The organism is Pseudoalteromonas carrageenovora IAM 12662 (genome assembly GCF_900239935.1).
In the GTDB taxonomy this organism is placed as follows: Bacteria; Pseudomonadota; Gammaproteobacteria; order Enterobacterales; family Alteromonadaceae; genus Pseudoalteromonas; species Pseudoalteromonas carrageenovora.
Genome location: NZ_LT965928.1, coordinates 1,440,401 through 1,457,405 on the forward strand (window position 1 = coordinate 1,440,401; position 17,005 = coordinate 1,457,405).

Below are 17,005 nucleotides of genomic sequence, written 5' to 3' on the forward strand. Positions count from 1 at the left end.
AAATAACTTATAAAACCTCATTAGTTAGCGGCTTACTTTCACAAACTTCCAGCGCATTTTGTATGGTTGTATTGGCAATCTCGGTAAGTGCTTCTTGGGTAAAAAATCCCTGATGACCTGTTACTAATACATTTTTAAAACTGACTAAGCGCGAGAATATATCGTCTTGATTTATTTCATCGCTGTGGTTTTTAAAAAATAGCTCAGACTCTTGCTCGTACACGTCGAGCCCTAAATACCCCAGTTTTTTAGTTTTAAGTGCGTTTATACACGCTTTACTATTAAGCAGCGCACCGCGAGAGGTATTAATAAGCATAACGCCGGGTTTCATTTTATTAAATGCTTCATCATTTATTAAGTGGTGAGTTTGATCTGTTAGTGGGCAGTGCAGTGAAATTATATCGCTTTTAGTGAGCAGCGAATCTAAATCGGTAATGGTGTAATTACCAGGTTGTGCATATGGGTCGCACACTAAAACGTTTGCACCAAAGCCATTTAATATATTACAAAGCGCAAGGCCAATTTTACCGCAACCTATTATTCCAACCGTTTTGCTGTGCAGGTTAAAGCCTAATAAACCGTTTAAATCAAAGTTGTCTTCGCGTACGCGGTTATAGGCCTTATGCGTTTTACGGCTAAGCGTAAGCATAAGTGCAATACAGTGCTCTGCTACGGCTTCTGGGCTGTATGCGGGTACGCGTAATACGTTCATGCTATTTGCTTTTGCAGCAGGTAAATCTACGTTATTAAACCCCGCACAACGTAGTAAAATGGTTTTTATACCAAAGCTTGCAAGCTGCTTTATTACAGCGTCATCAACGGTGTCGTTTACAAATACACATATAGCATCAAAGTCTTTAGCTAAAATGGCGGTGTTTTGATTAAGAGATTGCTCTAAATAAGTAATCGATACACTACCTTGGCCTGTAATGCTTTGCTCAAAAAAAGGCTGCTCGTACTTTTGAGTGCTAAAAAAAGCAATGTTCATGTTATTAGCTCCAACGCTTATATGCTCATCTTTATAACATTAAACTACTTTTAGGTAATCCGCTTTAATAAGCGCCACTTTATTGTTTTAAAATAACTAAATGCCTTTTAATGCTGCAAAGTTTGTTACTATTTTTGGGCTTTTTTTACCACTCGTTTTTTTTTGCAAGTTGGCTTCAATAACGTGTTTTAGCGTTTCGGGCTTGGTACGTGGTGCGTAACGCGCAACTAGTTGCCCTTCGGTATTAATTAAAAACTTTGTAAAGTTCCACTTTATTGCGCGGTTTTGAGAAATACCACGCGTATGCGATTTTAAATAATTAAACAGTGGGTGTGCTTCAGGGCCGTTTACCATTACTTTCCCAAACACCTCAAACGATACGTTAAATTGCGCTTGGTAAAAGTCTTTAATGGCTAAATTATCAAGAGGCTCATTTTGACCAAATTGATTACACGGAAACGCCAATATTGTAAATCCGCTGCTTTTGTATTCTTGATACAGCTTTTCGAGGGCGCTTAATTGCACCGAAAAGTTACACTTACTGGCTGTATTAACAATAAGTATGGTTTTGCCCTTTAACTGGCTAAGAGGAAAACTTTCACTGTTATAAAGTGGTGCGTTAAATTGATAAATGCTATCCATAGGTTACCTACTTAATTTCCAAATAGTGGAAATTTTATAAAGACTTTCATTCGCTTTTTCGCTACCCGATTGACATAATCGAGGCCTAGTTTCTAAGTTATCAGTTTAATAGGTCATTTTTATGTCAATGAAAGTCGCATTTATAGGTTTAGGCGTAATGGGTTACCCAATGGCGGGTCATTTAGCAAAAGCAGGGCACAGTGTATGTGTTTATAACCGTACTACAGCTAAGGCCAAAACGTGGACAGAACAATACTCTGGTTGCTTTGCGCCCACTCCACGCGAAGCGGTAAGTAATGCCGAAATAGTTTTTATGTGTGTTGGTAACGATGACGACTTACGTTCTGTAGTATATGGCGACGACGGTGTTTTAGCGGGCATGCTGCCGCACACTGTTTTAGTTGATCATACAACAACCTCAGCTGAAGTAGCCCGTGAGGTAGCAGCAAAAGCGGCGCTGCAAAATATCGACTTTATAGATGCGCCTGTATCGGGCGGGCAAGCGGGCGCTGAAAATGGTGTTTTAACGGTAATGGCCGGTGGCAATGAAACTGTATTTGCAAAAGCACAGCCTGTAATGGCGGCATTTAGTCGTTTTAGCCAGTTGCTAGGCGAAGTTGGCTCTGGCCAATTATGTAAAATGGTTAATCAAATCTGTATTGCCGGCGTAGTGCAAGGCTTAGCCGAAGGCCTGCACTTTGCTAAGCAAGCAGGCCTTGATGGCGAAAAAGTAATTGAAACCATATCAAAAGGCGCAGCCGGTTCGTGGCAAATGGAAAACCGCTACAAAACAATGTGGGCAGGTGAGTACGAGTTTGGCTTTGCGGTAGATTGGATGCGTAAAGATTTAGGTATCGCACTTGATGAAGCTAAAAACAACGGCGCTACTTTACCGATGACTGCAACAGTCGATCAATACTACGCCGATGTACAAGCACTTGGCGGCGGCCGATACGACACCTCAAGCTTACTTGCACGAATAGAAGCGCTGCATAAAAAATAACGTTTCACATTTTAAAGATTTAAAGATGCGCTTTTCGCGTGAGCAAACTCAACGTCTACCGCGAAGGCGTAGGTATGGAGTTTACTTATAGACCCGAATTGCTTGCGTGACGGGCGAAGCCCATAATAATTTAAACAAAAACGCGACGCTTTAATTACTAAGCGTCGCGTTTTTTAATGCGTTATACAAACAAACTTAAAGCAAATTACATGCTCTGCGCATAGTTATAAAGCGCCTTTAAAATGGTTAGGTTCTTTTCGCTGTCGTCGTGCTCATGGGCCAAGTTTTCAAGGGTGATCATAAAATCTTGAGCGCTAATTGATGGTTGATCTTCCCCGTGCATTAACTTGTTTTGACAATACTGGCGCCATTGATCAAGTTCTTGCTGGTTTAGTGTTTCTGGCCAGTTTCGTGCACGGTATCTAAACAGTAATGTATTGAACTTTTTATCTTCAAAATCTAAATTTAAACCCGCGAGCTCGTCTGGCTTAGTATCGCGAATAATCGCAAATTTAGCTTTGTCGGCGTGGCTTGTAAAGCCATCGTAAAGTAAGTAATCAACATTAGTGGTTGCGCTGTAATCGCCTTTTTCGTTAAACACTTCAGTTACCTTATCGCGAAGGTCGGTATTGGCTTTTAAAATAGCTAAGTTAGCTAAGCACTGCTCGCGGTCAATGCCAAGGCGGGCAGCGTTTTCAGGTAATAAGGTTTTAGCTGGGGCTAAAATAGGGCACTTGTTTAAATGCACTAGTTTTAAGCCAACAGGTAAATCGTCCTCGGCTAAATCTACGCGTTTGGTGTATAAACGTTTACGTAACTCTTCTACGTTTAAATCAATGAGTACTTGCGGGTTTTGGGTTAAATCAAAACAAATAACGGCGTTATTATTTACCGGATGAAAGCTCATAGGCGCCACCCATGTTGTACAACCTTGCGTTGCAGGAATACGCGATGATGTATGTACAAGCGGAGTCATGTTAAATACATCAACTAGATCACCGAGCGCTTTTTTATTCCGCAGTCCAAAAAAGAAGTTATAAAGCTTTGGCTGTTTTTCTTTTATTAGTTTAGCCAGTGCAATAGTAGCGGTCACATCGCTTAGCGCATCGTGCGCTGCGGCGTGTTCAATACCATTAGCTACAGTTAAATGTTCTAACTTAAAGCTTGGGCTGCCATCTTCTTTTAACGGCCATTCAATGCCCTCAGGGCGAAGCGCATAGCAAGCACGTACTAAATCAATAATATCCCAGCGGCTATTATTGTTTTTATATTCACGCTCGTATGGGTCGTAAAAGTTACGATAAAAGCTATAGCGGCTTACTTCGTCATCAAAGCGAATACTGTTATAACCAGCCACACAGGTATTTGGCGCACTAAATTCGGCATGAATCTTTGCTATAAACTCAGCTTCTACCAAGCCTTTTTTCATCGCCACTTGTGGCGTAATACCCGTGATTAAACACGCCTCAGGGTGAGGTAAGTAATCCGCTTGTGGCTTACAATATTCAATAAGCGGCTCGCCAATTACATTTAAATCAAGATCGGTACGAATACCTGCAAATTGGCTCGGCTTATCCTTTTGAGGGCTCGCCCCCCACGTCTCGTAGTCGTGCCAATAGATTGTTGCTTGATTTTGCTCTTGATATGCCATGCTGAAAACCCTGAGTAGTTAACTTTAAAGCGCCTAAATACGCGCCAAGTTACTAAAATTATGAATTATTTAGATTATGGCATATGGGCGGAGGAGTTTATAGGTTTGCGATTGATAAGGGAGTTAAATTAGTTGGTGTTAACTAATTATATTTAATGCACTTGCTATAAATTGCTTACTAGTTTGGCATTAGACTAAAGTCTATAAGTTAATTTTCTTCACTTATTGGTTTTGTTTTAATCGTTTGTCGTTTTTATGGTAATTCTCTAAAGTTCAGTTGTCGGCAACAAGCACGACTTAACCAAACAGGATTATGACCATGAAAACACTTATCAAAACTATCGCTCTTAGCTCACTACTTACTTGTTCAGCTGCTGCAATGGCTGATCAAAGTGATTACAAATTAATGGTTATCGAAACTGCAACAGCGCCGCAGCCACTTGAGCAATCATTTAATAGCTGTGCACTTAATGTTAAGTCAAAAAACTATGCACAAGCTGAAGAAATTTGTACAAAAGCAATCGCACTCTTAAAAGATGCAGATGGCCCAAAATTTAAAGTACGCCAGCTTACCTCTTACGCTCTAAGTAACCGTGGTGTAGCGCGTTTAAAATCGAATAACGAAACTGCAGCATTAGCCGATTTATACGAAGCGAACCAAATGTCTAACAGCACTATGGTATCGCACAACTTAAATCGCGCTAAAGAAGAGCTTTCTTTATAAAAGATTGCTTATAAAGTGTTTTATAAAACACTTTAATTAAGCGAGAGTACAAAAAAGCCATGTTAGGTTAAACCCTTATATGGCTTTTTTGCGTTTTTGCTATTTATAAAATGCACAAATGCAGTGCTACAGTAAGCCTACTTATACTAATCGCAATAATACCTAAGCGTTTTGAGGCGCTAAAGCGAGGCTAGCTGAGTTAAAAGTTGCTCATTGAAAACTGCATGAATGCAAAAGGTAATTCAATGCAGAAACAATTAGTGATAACAACTAAACAGTGATGTTTTGCCTTGTTTATGTAAGGCTTTAGTACCTAAAACAGCTAAGTTGATTAAGCGAACGGGTATTTAAAATAATAACCAATTACTATTTATGGATAAATTAATATGGAACCTACCGTCGCCTCTTCAGGCACTTTAACTATATTTGAAATTAGCGCGATATTTTTATCGATTACTGCATTACTCACCTATGTGAATCATCGCTTTATTGGTTTGCCAACCACAATTGGTGTAATGGTTATTTCTATGCTGGTTTCTATTACCGCGATATTTTTGGGCTTTTTAGGGTTTGATGATCTGATAGATTATGAGGTGAGCTTACTCGATCAGCTTAATTTTACGGAGGTTTTACTTGATGGCATGCTTTCTATGTTGCTTTTTGCCGGGGCGCTGCATGTAAATGTAAGCGATTTAAGGCGTTATAAATTACCGATTGGTATTTTGGCATGTGTGGGTACGCTTGTATCTACCATTATTATTGCTGGCGCGCTTTATTTATTACTGCCATTACTTGGCTTTGATTTATCGTTTATTTGGTGTTTATTATTTGGCGCGTTAATTTCGCCAACCGATCCGATTGCTGTTATGGGTATTTTACGCTCAGCGGGGGCGCCTAAAAGTATTGAAACTGTAATAGCGGGTGAGTCGTTATTTAATGACGGAATAGGGGTGGTGGTATTCGTTTTATTACTGGGTATTTTATCAAGTGGTGATATTCCTACAACCTATTCTGTAGCGCATACGTTAGCTGTTGAAGCGGGTGGTGGAATTATTTTTGGATTAACACTTGGTGGCATTTTATATTACTTACTTAAAAGTATAGATAGCTACCAAGAAGAGGTATTACTTACTCTAGCAGGTGTTATTGGCGGTTATGCGCTGGCAAGCCATTGGCACCTATCGGGGCCACTTGCGATGGTTATGATGGGGTTAATGGTGGGCAACCATGGCCGTAATTTAGCCATGAGTGATAAAACACGTCATTACGTTGATTTATTTTGGGAGCTTATTGACGAAATTTTAAATGCCATTTTGTTTGTTTTAATTGGGCTTGAAGTTGTAATGATTGCCTATTCGGGCAATTTATTAGCCGCTGCTGTGTTAACCATATTAATTGCTTTATTAGCACGCTTAATTGTTGTGGGTATAACAACCACCACTTTTAATAAGCAATTAGCATTACCCTCTGGTGCGTGGAAGGTATTAACGTGGGGAGGATTGCGCGGCGGTATTTCGGTGGCGCTTGTTTTGCAGCTTCCTGATGGTGCAGAGCGAAATATTTTACTTACCTTAACTTATGCTGTGGTGGTGTTTTCTATTTTGATCCAGGGGTTAAGTGTTGGCAAAGTTGCTAAAAGTATTCGTAAGTAAACTGAAATAAATTAGTTGTATTTTATTTATACGGCTAATGTTGCAAAAAATAGCGTGTTTTACTGGCATGACCTAAATTTTGTTTAGGAATCAGTTGCTAATAAGGGCTAATTGTTACTCGATTTTATAACAAATTAGCTCACGTATTAGACTAAAGTCTATAGGTTAATTTTCTTCACTTATTACGTTTGTTTTTCTCGTTTGTCGGCGCTGAGCTATTACTCTAAAGTCCAGTTGTCGGCAACAAGCACGACTAACTTAATTAGGAAAGGCAAACCATGAAACGTACACTTTTAAAAACCATCGCTCTTGGCTCATTACTAACTTGCTCAGCAGCTGTAATGGCTGATTCAAGTGACTACAAACTAATGGTTATCAAAACCGCTACTGCGCCATTGCCACTTGAAGAGTCATTCAATAGCTGCGCACTTAACGTTAAATCTAAAAATTACGCTCAAGCTGAAGAAATTTGTACAAAAGCTATCGCACTTTTAAAAGATGCTGAAGGCCCTAAATTTAAAGTACGTCAGCTTACATCTTACGCGTTAAGCAACCGTGGTGTTGCACGATTAAAAGCGCATAACGATACAGCAGCTCTTGCCGATTTATACGAAGCAGTACAGGTTTCTGAAAATTCAATGGTAACGCATAACTTAACTCGCGCTAAAGAAGAGCTTTCTTTATAAGAAGCTCTAGCTAGCGCAAGTTTCAAAAAAGCCCCTGCAAGGTATAACCTGCAGGGGTTTTTTTGTGCACGATATAAAAGTTCACCGTTGTTTGCAGACCCTCGCTTGCAAAAAACTTCATACCTAGACTCTTATTTAGATAGATTTAGTATTTAGCGATTGGCTAATGTTTTATTTTTTACCTGTTTTTTAGACGGTTATTCTGTAAAATCACGCATTAACATTTGTGAAAAAAATTCACACTTGTGATTAAGGTGATTATTCAACTAAATATAATACCAATCCGCATAATTAAGAGATCTATTTTGAGGATGGAAAAACGTGTTGATAGCAAGGAGAAAAATTCGCTATTTAGTTGTTCTAAATGAGAATTTTTTAACGCAGATAGCGACACGTTTAGCCCCTAAAAATGATTAAGTATTATTGCGGATTGGTATAAGTAGGAATTATGATTTTTTATATTGTTGGGTTGAGTACATTGGTTATTATTTTGTGTATAGCTATTTATGTCATTTATAGCAATGTACGCACAAGCCGAGTAAGAAAAACAAAAGAATACAATGTGTTATTTGATAAAGATACCATTGTGGATGATCTTATTACTCAACTTACTGATAAAAACCAAGCCCAAGCAGACGAGCATAAAACAATAAAAGGCAAAGAAGAGATCCTTGCAACATTTATTGAATTGCATCGTTCAGGTAGTTTTTGTGCGCATTTAAGCGAGCAAGAAATTATTTACTTTGTTAAGAAAAAATTAAACATGGAGAGTAGTAACAATGGATAACGAAAAAGTAATCCCAGCAGAAAAAAGTGAGTCGTTTATGAGCCGTTTTGGCCGCCGTAATGTCATTGTGGTGTCGTCAATTGTTGTTGTATTAGCGGTTATTGCTACGCTTACATCGCAGGTTATATCGTGGAACGAAGCAGATGAGCGATTAGTACACCAATCAGCATTTACTGGTAATTTAACGGTGATAAATCAGGCTGGACCTTACTTAAAAGCATTTGGTACTACCTCTGCCTATAAAAAAGTAATTTCTATTAACTTTACTGGCGATAGTAGTGCAACAGCAAGCGCGATTGTACCGTTAATTCCTATTCGCTTTTTAGATACAACAACCGGTGGTGCCCGTGGTGTGTCGCGTTTTAGATTACCGGGCAATGTACCAGCTAGTGAGTCTGGCGCATTACGTGGTTTACTTAAAATACACGAAGAATTTGGCTCACAAGAAACTCTAATTTCTAACCTACTAATGCGTGCCACAACTGAAAATGTTAAAGCGTCTGCACGTATGATGTCGGTAGAGCAACATTACTCAGGTGGTAATGGCCAATTAAGCCAAGATTTTTCTGATCAGCTAACCAACGGTATTTTTGTGACCGAGCAAATTATTAGTACTGGTGAGCGTGATAAAACTGACGATTTAAGTAATTTGAGTAAACAGCAACGCGTTACTATTAATATTAAAAAAGACAGCGAAGGCAATGCACTGCGTAACGCACCTATTTTAGGCGCTTACGGTATTACAGTAGTTGATGCGAGCATTATTGATATTGACTACGAAAGTAAAGTTAACGCACGTCTAGAGGCGCAAAAACAAGCAGCAGCAGATGAAGCGCTTGCGCGTCAAAACCTTAAAAAAGCAGAGCAACAAGCACGTACAGAGGTTGCACTAGGTGAGCAAGCTATTGCTAAGCAACGAGCTGAATCTGAAAAGCTAAAAATTAAAGAGCAAATTGATGCTGAGCGTATTAAAGCAAATGCGATTATTTCAGCACAGCAACGTGTAGCGGTTAAAGCGGAGCTTGCAAAAGAGCAAGAAGAGATATTAAAGCAACAACGTTTAGAAGCACTTGGTATGGATGTGTTAGCTGAGGCACGTTTACGTGCTAAGTCGGCTGCGCTTGATCCTAAATACGTTTTTGATGAAACATTAAAAGCTGAAGTTAAAATTCAAACTGCTTTATTTACAAGTTTAGGCAATAGCCGCCTAGTACCTGAAATTGTTATTGGTGGTGCAGGGCAAGGCGAGCAAAGCAACGGTTCTGAATTTATGCGTTTACTAGCTGCTGACGCCGCTTTAAGTCTTAAAAAGCGTTTAGAAAAAGAGAAAAAATAAACGATTTATTAAATTCAAAAGTTATGCTGAGTTTTAGGTTATAAAGACTATACAAATCAAAACGCTGTCTGATATTTCAGTCAGCGTTTTTTATTGAGTGCAATTTGTTATTGTATTGTGCAGATAAGCCTATATTTTGTAAAAACAGTTTTTTAAATACACAGTAAAAAAGTGAGTAGTATTGATGGATAGCAGAAATCAGCTTAATTTAGACTTAGGGCAAGAGCATATTACCATCCAACGTCGTTATGAAGCACTGGGAGCATTAAACGATTTTTTGATTGCAGTGTGGTTTTTAATTGGTAGTTTTTTCTTTTTAAATGACTCATTAATAGAAAGCGGTACGTGGTTATTTATAGCCGGCAGTGCGCAATTGCTTATAAAACCTGTTTTGAAGTTGATAAGCCTAGTACATGTTAGTCGGGTATTTCACTCAAATAATGTACCTTAAATACGACTCACAATGCTTTCAGGTAGTATGGTTAATAATTTAAATTAACGACTATTAATATTAAGGATAAAGCTTTGAAAGTACTCAAGTGGGCTTTGGCCGCAATCATTATTTTATTAATAGTGGGTTTACTAATACCCGAAAAAATGACGATTCCAGTAAAAGGTGCCACAAGCAAAGATTGGAACCACAATACGTTTTGGTACGAGCCTTGGGGCAGATCGGGTGTACACAAAGGCATTGATATTTTTGGCACTAAAAACACGCCCGTTGTTGCCTCAACAAACGGTATTGTTATATTTGCAGGTGAGTTAACCCGAGGTGGTAAGGTGGTTGCGGTACTTGGGCCTAAATGGCGCGTGCATTATTTTGCACATTTAAATGACTACTATGTAAGTGCAGGAGATGTAGTTAGCATAAACAGTCAAATTGGCTTACTGGGCGATACCGGTAATGCTGCAGGTAAACAACCTCATGTGCATTATTCTATATTATCGCTTTTGCCTATGCCGTGGCTTTTTACATCGCAAAGCCAAGGTTGGAAAAAGATGTTTTTTTTAAGCCCACATGAAAAGCTAACAGCTAAGTAACTACGCCATTTTGAGATAAGCTAATAGTTAAAGGTTAACCAGATACAGCGATTAACTGTAACTAAGCTTTTTAATAAGTAAATTACATACCTTTTATCGCGGGTATTAGACTAAAGTCTATAGGTTAGATTTATTCACTTATTAGGTTTGTTTTTATCGTTTGTCGGGAAGGGTGGAAGTATCTAAAGTTAAGTTGTCGGCAACAAGTACGACTAACTAAACAGGAAGATAATCATGAAACGTACACTTTTAAAAACCATCGCTCTTGGCTCATTCTTAACTTGCTCAGCTGCTGCAATGGCTGATCAAAGTGATTACAAATTAATGGTTATTGAAGATTCAATAACAGCAGCCCCAGAATTTGAACAGCCATTTAATAGCTGTGCACTTAATGTTGAATCAAAAAAATACGATGAAGCTGAAGCGGTATGTACAAAAGCCATTGCTTTACTTAAGCAAAGCCGTGGCCCACGTTTAAAAGTACGTGAACTTACATCGTTTGCATTAAGCAACCGTGGTGTTGCACGCTTAAAAGCAAATAAAGATACTGCTGGTATTTCTGATTTATACGAAGCAGTACAAATTTCTAAAAACTCACTTGTATCTCATAATTTAACTCGCGCTAAAGAAGAACTTTCTTTGTAGGCGAAAGTTAGAAAAGCCCCAGTTAGCTAACTGGGGCTTTTTGCATTATGAGAGAAAATACTTTAGATTCCTTTAAATTGCCTATATAGCAGTAATCCCCACCCGAAATGTTAATTAATTGTTTTTCCATCTTTAGCCGTACTCGCGGCCTATTTGTAACCTATTGAATAATAGTGTTTTAAATCGCACATTAATATTGTTAGTTTCGCATCATTTTTAAAAATATATCCAATCGCAATTTTGAACAGTCGATTATATCTAAAATCGGGATTTTTCTATTTTAAGCCATTGTAAATTAAACCTTTATTAGCAACATAGAGCTTTATATTTATGTCCTTTTTATTTAAAGTAATAACAATATTGCTGATTCAGCTAGCATTAATGTTTATTTGATGTGCTCACGATTAAGTTGAGCAAGTTGTTTTTGCGCGTTAGTTACTATTTCTAATTAAAAAAACTATTTAAGTAACAGCGTTTTTTAGGGAGCTACGCAATTTTTGCGTAGGTAAAAGGATTTAAAAATGAAATTCAAATTCAATTGCGTAGTTGCGTCTTTTATTGCTGCAACTATTAGCCTTTCTGTTACCGCCGAAGATATAGAGCTTTACGTAAACCACAACGTAGAAACCGATGAAAAGCCTCGAGTTTTAATTGTATTCGATACATCTGGGAGTATGTGGAGTAAGCTTCCTAATAATGGGCCAAGAAAAATTGATGCCGCTAAAGATGCAATGACCGACTTGGTTAATAATAATGAGTCTATTGATTTTGGTCTTATGCGCTTTCAAAGTAACTATGGCGGTTATGTTATGGCTGAGATTGGTTCTTCAAGAGCTACGGTTAAAAATCAGATAAAGAGCTTACCTGCTAGTGGCAGTACACCAGTTACTGAAACATTATGGGAAGCTTATTTGTACTTAACTGGCCAACAAGTTTTATATGGGTATGAAGAATATTCAGGAGATGAAGATTTTTTAAGTAAAACTGTTACTTATGAAAAAAACCATTATAACAAAAAGAAAAAAGTAACCACTCTTACATATATTTCGCCATTCGGAACTGATTTAGACAGCGATGAACGCTGTGATAATTCTATTAACCTTATTTTAATGACGGATGGCGATCCTCAAAGTGACACTGAAAGTAATAATGATATATACCATCTTTATAAATCTAAATTTGGTTCAAACCCAAGTACAACAAGTGGAAGTTATTTAGCTGCTCTAGCACAAATAATTCACGGAACAAGTGACGTAGAAGTTGATCTGTACGATAGCACACCTGAAATTGCGGATACTGGTAGAGTCTTTACCATAGGTTTTGGCAGTGGAATGAGTACTAATGGTAAAAAGCTACTTGAAAAAACAGCTCAAGTCGGTGGCGGAGAATATTTACATGCCAATACTTCTGCAGAACTTTCAGAAAAATTAAATAGCACCATTTCTAAAATAAGAGAGGTAAACGATACCTTCTCTTCCCCAACTGTAGCGAGCAATAATGTTGATCAAACTCGTAGCCGCGAAGCTATATACTTTACAATGTTTTACCCTGAAACCGGTGCTCGCTGGGGTGGAAACTTAAAAAAGTTGGCTATGTCGGGCTCTACTATTGTTGATTCTGATGGTAATGAAGCAATAGGTGATGATGGCTTAATTAAAGAAGACGCTCGAACGTTTTGGCTGCCTACTAATAAATCAGCGGACGGTAATTTAGTAGCACAAGGTGGAGTAAACGCTTTTCTTTCTACCTTAGATGGGCAAGGTCGTAAATTATACATAGATTCAGGCGGTAGAATTGTCGATTTTACCTTCGATAAAGTAAAAGAAATTTTAAATATTGTTTCAGAAACCTTAGGCGGTTTAATACCAGGCACAGATATTTCAATTTCTCTTAACGATATTAATTGGGCAAGAGGCATAGACGTTGACGATGAAGATTCAGATGGCTCATATGTTGATCAGCGCTCTGATATTTTTGGAGATCCACTTCACTCTAAGCCTGTTTCTATAGATTACGGTGATGGTGATATACGTATCCTTGTAGGAACTAATGCCGGCTTTTTACATATGTTTAATGACAAAGGCGATAGCGTTGAAGAAGAGTGGGCTTTTACACCAGCTGAGTTATTAAAAAATATACCAGCGCTTCGCTCAAACCAAGCTAACTCTAAAGTGTACGGTATGGATGGCCCAATTAGTGTGTACTTTAATAACCAAAGCCTAAATAGCAAAGGCTTAAATGATGGTGTTGTTGACGCATCACAAGGTGATGAAGTTTGGGCGTTTGCCGGAATGCGCCGTGGTGGTAATAATTACTACGCACTTGATATCAGCACTCCAGATAAGCCAAAACAATTATGGAATAAACCCATTGTTGGAGGCTCTGAAGATTTTAAATACTTAGCTCAAACATGGTCTAAACCACAAATAGCGTACATAAAAGCGTTTGGAGATGAACCGCTATTGGTATTTGGCGCAGGCTACGATACAAATAAAGATGAAGCAATCAGAAGCGAAGACGAAACAGGACTCGGCATTTATATTGTTAAAGCGAGAACCGGTGAGAAGGTTTGGGCATTAACGCCTGAAGATAATAACTTTCAAGGAAAGCACAGTATTGCAGCTGATATTGCAACGCTTGACTCTGATTACGATGGCTATATAGACCGCTTATATGCAACAGATACTGGCGGTAATGTATGGCGTGTAGATATGCCAGGGTCAGATAAAAATGACATTTCTTATTTTAAATTAGCAGAACTTGGGAGCTCATTAGCTTCACAAGACAGGCGCTTTTTTTACAAGCCACTCGTTGCACGTACTATGTTTAGTAAAGCGAGTAAAACTACAAACGAAAATGGCGTTGAAATAACAACACGATTAGATACGCCATACGATGCAATTGTTATTGGTAGTGGCAACCGCTCAAACCCGCTTGCAACTAACGAGCAAGATCATTTGTACATGATCCGTGATGAGCATACTGTTACACAAACATTTAACTCAGAAGATAAACCTACCGCTATTGTTCCAAGCGATTTAATGCTTATGAATGACGACCCGTTTGGAAATGCATTAGATAACGTTGATGACTTTGTGGATCTAGAGGTTGACCTTGCTGGCTTTAAAGGTTGGCGTTATGAGCTTAGTAATGGCGAAAAATCGCTAGCAGCGGCAACCGTAGTTGGTGGTGTTGCCTATTTTACTTCTTTTACACCTGCGCTTGAGTCAAATAAAAACCAGTGTTCGTTAACGGGTGGCGGCGGGGCTATGTATGCATTTCACTTGCACTATGGTACTAAGGTTTACGACCAACTTAAATTTACTACCAGTTACGATGTACCTGATACTGCTCAGTTGTATTTTGGTGAAGGTGACTCATGTATAGACGCTAACAATAATGGATTATGTGATGTTCCAACACCTGATGATGGTACCCCAGACGACGATGGCCCAGATGGTGGCTACGAGTACGAAGAAACAATCCCAGTGAGTCAGGTTAGTCAGTTTTATTTAATTGGCCCTAGCCTAACAGGCGAGGGTGCGGTAAATCCAATAAAGCCTGTTGAAATTACAGGCCCAGGTTTAACGGTTGTCGATGGCAAAGTTAAGTTAGTTAATGATAGCGATACTTTAGGTTTTGGTTTTAAAACTCAGCAAACTTATATTTATAAACGCGAAGAGTATGAATCAGGAGATCAATAATAAGCTTCCTTAATTTGTAAATTAGTAAAGCCCAATATAAAAAGTTGGGCTTTGTTATTTTTATTATACCGCTTTAAATTATTTAACTAGCATTAGTAAATAAACACTGTTAAAACCTGATACCGTTAGTATAAAATACATACAACTCAAGAGTGGTTACATAGCTTATTTAAGGCCAGTCATATTAAAATTATAAAAGTCTGGCTTACAAATGAATATCTCTAAAAAGCTTTTGCTCATTGTTGTATTAACGTGTTTAGAAGTAAGTATTACTGTTTTTTCGGCATTTGAAATAGCTAAGGGAGCGCAGTTTCATCAGCTCAATTTTCTTCATTTAAAGTATATAAATCAGCTAGACAAAGCGGTTGATAAAATACTGCCAAACACTCAAATTAACTTAGCAGCAATAGAGGCGAATATATTAGCGATTCGTCAACAACCTATGAACTGTTTAAAAGCGGCCAATGCATTAAATAAGTTAGTAATGAATATTATTGATACACGTCATGCACTTACGCTTTGTAAGCAAGATGTGAAAAGGGCAAATACAACCTTACAGTCTGTGAATGATTACAAAAATGATAAAATTAATCGGGCCGAATTTTTGTTTATTCTTAACCATGCTTTAGATGAATTTAACGATAACTCAGAGCAATTTGAAGGGCCAATTACAAAAACTGTATCGTTTATATTTGTTACTTTTATCCCTTTAGTCATTGTTATTTCAATCTTTAATGTTATTTATATTAGTTATTTATCGCGAACTATTTCAAGCTCTATTCGAAATCTAACTACGTTATTGTCTAGTAAATCTAATAAAACAGATTTAGAAGATAACTTTTCAAAGAGCACACCTGATGAACTAAAAGAGCTAATAAGTGCTGCTAAAAAAAGAATTGAAAACGATTTACTAAATATAGAAAGCAGTAAAGAGTTAAAAGCCATTGTAAGTAGTCAAACCGATTCATTACAGCTAGCAAACGATGAGCTGGCTCAGTTTGCTTACAGAGCGTCGCATGACTTAAAGGCGCCATTATCTGCGGTTAAATCTTTATCGCGCTTTATAGTTAAAGATATAGAAAGCAACGATACAGCCGAAGCCATCAGTAATGCAAAAACTATAACAAAGCAAATGGAAAAATTAGAGTCGTTAGTCGTTGATATTTTACAGCTTGCTAAAGCCGATATTGGTAATGAAGAAACGTCACCGATTAACTTTGAACAGCTTATTGTTGATGTAAAGGAGCGTTTATATTGGCTGATGCAAGATATTCCTTGCCAGCTTGAAATACACATAAATCTAGAGGTAGAAATAATCTCAGATAAAGTGCGCTTTACACAAATAATTGAGAATTTAGTCTCTAATGGCTTAAAGTATTACGATAAAAATAAGGTATCACCTTTAGTAAAATTAGACATTAGTAACAACGAAAATAGCATTATTATTGTTGTTACTGATAATGGAATTGGTATTCCTAAACCCTTCCAAGCGCAAGTGTATGGCATGTTTAAGCGCTTTAACCCTGAGTTATGCAGTGGGTCTGGTTTAGGTTTATCGATTGTTAAAAAGCATGTTGAATATTTTAAAGGTGAAATTACGTTTCAAAGTTCTGAGCAAGGCACTATATTTAAAATAATCATAGCATTGGATAAATTATAATGACAAAAATCAAACCACCAGTTCTTATTATTGATGACGATGAAGTAGATAGGTATATTCTTAAACGCTTAATAAAAGAGGCGCAATTAGAACTTAGAATTTTTGAAAAAACAGATGGTCAAGAAGCCCTCGATTTTTTAGAAGACTATGATGCCAACAAAAAAAAATACCCTGATGAATTCCCACCCATAATTATATTTTTAGATATTAATATGCCGAGGGTAAATGGTATTCAGTTTTTAAATGCATTTGCACAGTTGCGCGTTAAAATAGACATTAGTACATGCGTTATTATGATGTTTAGTACGTCAGAGCGAGAAGAAGATAAAGCCAATATAATGGGGCATGAATTTGTAAAAGACTACTTGGTAAAAGGCGCATTTACTTCACAGCAGTTAAAAGAGAAAGTATTAAAGGTAATAAATTCTCGATAAGTTGTATTAGTTACGAAAAGAACTGTTTTACTAGGGCTAATCGTAACTTTTT

General features: G+C 37.7%; 15 protein-coding genes. 12 read left to right on the plus strand and 3 right to left on the minus strand.

What is annotated here, in order from left to right; translation table 11 throughout:
• Positions 1-7: 7 nt before the first annotated feature.
• Together ALFOR1_RS06595 and ALFOR1_RS06600 are read right to left on the minus strand one after the other, a co-directional pair.
• Positions 8-988, minus strand: a complete 981-nt coding sequence (locus ALFOR1_RS06595) for a 2-hydroxyacid dehydrogenase (RefSeq protein ID WP_058548913.1) — start codon at positions 986-988, stop codon at positions 8-10.
• Between the two features lie 96 nt (positions 989-1,084).
• Positions 1,085-1,630, minus strand: a complete 546-nt coding sequence (locus ALFOR1_RS06600; protein WP_104642434.1) for a glutathione peroxidase — start codon at positions 1,628-1,630, stop codon at positions 1,085-1,087.
• Positions 1,631-1,751: 121 nt separating this feature from the next.
• On the opposite strand from ALFOR1_RS06600, the gene ALFOR1_RS06605 reads away from it, so the two are divergent.
• Positions 1,752-2,633: an NAD(P)-dependent oxidoreductase gene (locus ALFOR1_RS06605; RefSeq protein WP_058548915.1), complete on the plus strand. Its 882-nt coding sequence runs from the start codon at positions 1,752-1,754 to the stop codon at positions 2,631-2,633.
• 205 nt (positions 2,634-2,838) lie between these two features.
• Here the strand turns inward: ALFOR1_RS06605 and sbcB are convergent, their stop codons facing one another.
• Entirely contained in the window at positions 2,839-4,284 is a 1,446-nt protein-coding gene (gene sbcB, locus ALFOR1_RS06610; protein ID WP_104642435.1) for an exodeoxyribonuclease I, read from the minus strand.
• A 319-nt stretch (positions 4,285-4,603) separates the two neighbouring features.
• Between sbcB and ALFOR1_RS06615 the strand changes: the two genes are divergently transcribed.
• The 11 genes from ALFOR1_RS06615 (at position 4,604) to ALFOR1_RS06665 (ending at position 16,953) form a co-directional block, all read left to right on the plus strand.
• Positions 4,604-5,008, plus strand: coding sequence for a hypothetical protein (locus ALFOR1_RS06615; RefSeq protein ID WP_058548932.1), 405 nt, complete (start codon positions 4,604-4,606; stop codon positions 5,006-5,008).
• Positions 5,009-5,394: 386 nt separating this feature from the next.
• Positions 5,395-6,660 (plus strand): cation:proton antiporter, encoded by a 1,266-nt coding sequence (locus ALFOR1_RS06620; protein WP_104642436.1) that lies wholly within the window; start codon positions 5,395-5,397, stop codon positions 6,658-6,660.
• A gap of 278 nt (positions 6,661-6,938) precedes the next feature.
• On the plus strand, positions 6,939-7,346 hold the full coding sequence (locus ALFOR1_RS06625) for a hypothetical protein (protein WP_058548934.1): 408 nt from the start codon (positions 6,939-6,941) through the stop codon (positions 7,344-7,346).
• Positions 7,347-7,794: 448 nt separating this feature from the next.
• Complete coding sequence (locus ALFOR1_RS06630; protein ID WP_104642437.1) at positions 7,795-8,133, plus strand: methanolan biosynthesis protein EpsI; 339 nt, start codon at positions 7,795-7,797, stop codon at positions 8,131-8,133.
• Positions 8,126-9,469, plus strand: a complete 1,344-nt coding sequence (locus ALFOR1_RS06635) for an SPFH domain-containing protein (RefSeq protein ID WP_104642438.1) — start codon at positions 8,126-8,128, stop codon at positions 9,467-9,469. Before ALFOR1_RS06630 ends, ALFOR1_RS06635 begins: the two co-directional genes overlap by 8 nt.
• Positions 9,470-9,653: 184 nt before the next feature.
• Complete coding sequence (locus tag ALFOR1_RS06640; protein ID WP_104642439.1) at positions 9,654-9,920, plus strand: YrhK family protein; 267 nt, start codon at positions 9,654-9,656, stop codon at positions 9,918-9,920.
• A 74-nt stretch (positions 9,921-9,994) separates the two neighbouring features.
• Positions 9,995-10,510 carry a M23 family metallopeptidase gene (locus ALFOR1_RS06645; RefSeq protein WP_104642440.1) on the plus strand — a complete coding sequence of 172 codons (516 nt, stop codon included), beginning with the start codon at positions 9,995-9,997 and terminating at the stop codon, positions 10,508-10,510.
• 234 nt (positions 10,511-10,744) lie between these two features.
• Entirely contained in the window at positions 10,745-11,155 is a 411-nt protein-coding gene (locus tag ALFOR1_RS06650) for a hypothetical protein (protein WP_058548939.1), read from the plus strand.
• A gap of 521 nt (positions 11,156-11,676) precedes the next feature.
• The gene (locus tag ALFOR1_RS06655) at positions 11,677-14,859 is read left to right on the plus strand and encodes a pilus assembly protein (RefSeq protein ID WP_104642441.1); all 3,183 of its coding nucleotides are present in this window, start codon (positions 11,677-11,679) and stop codon (positions 14,857-14,859) included.
• 211 nt (positions 14,860-15,070) lie between these two features.
• Positions 15,071-16,519, plus strand: coding sequence for a sensor histidine kinase (locus ALFOR1_RS06660; protein WP_104642442.1), 1,449 nt, complete (start codon positions 15,071-15,073; stop codon positions 16,517-16,519).
• A complete protein-coding gene (locus ALFOR1_RS06665; RefSeq protein ID WP_058548942.1) occupies positions 16,519-16,953 on the plus strand; it encodes a response regulator in 435 nt (144 codons plus the stop codon). The genes ALFOR1_RS06660 and ALFOR1_RS06665 overlap by 1 nt, the downstream gene beginning before the upstream one ends.
• Positions 16,954-17,005: the final 52 nt, after the last annotated feature.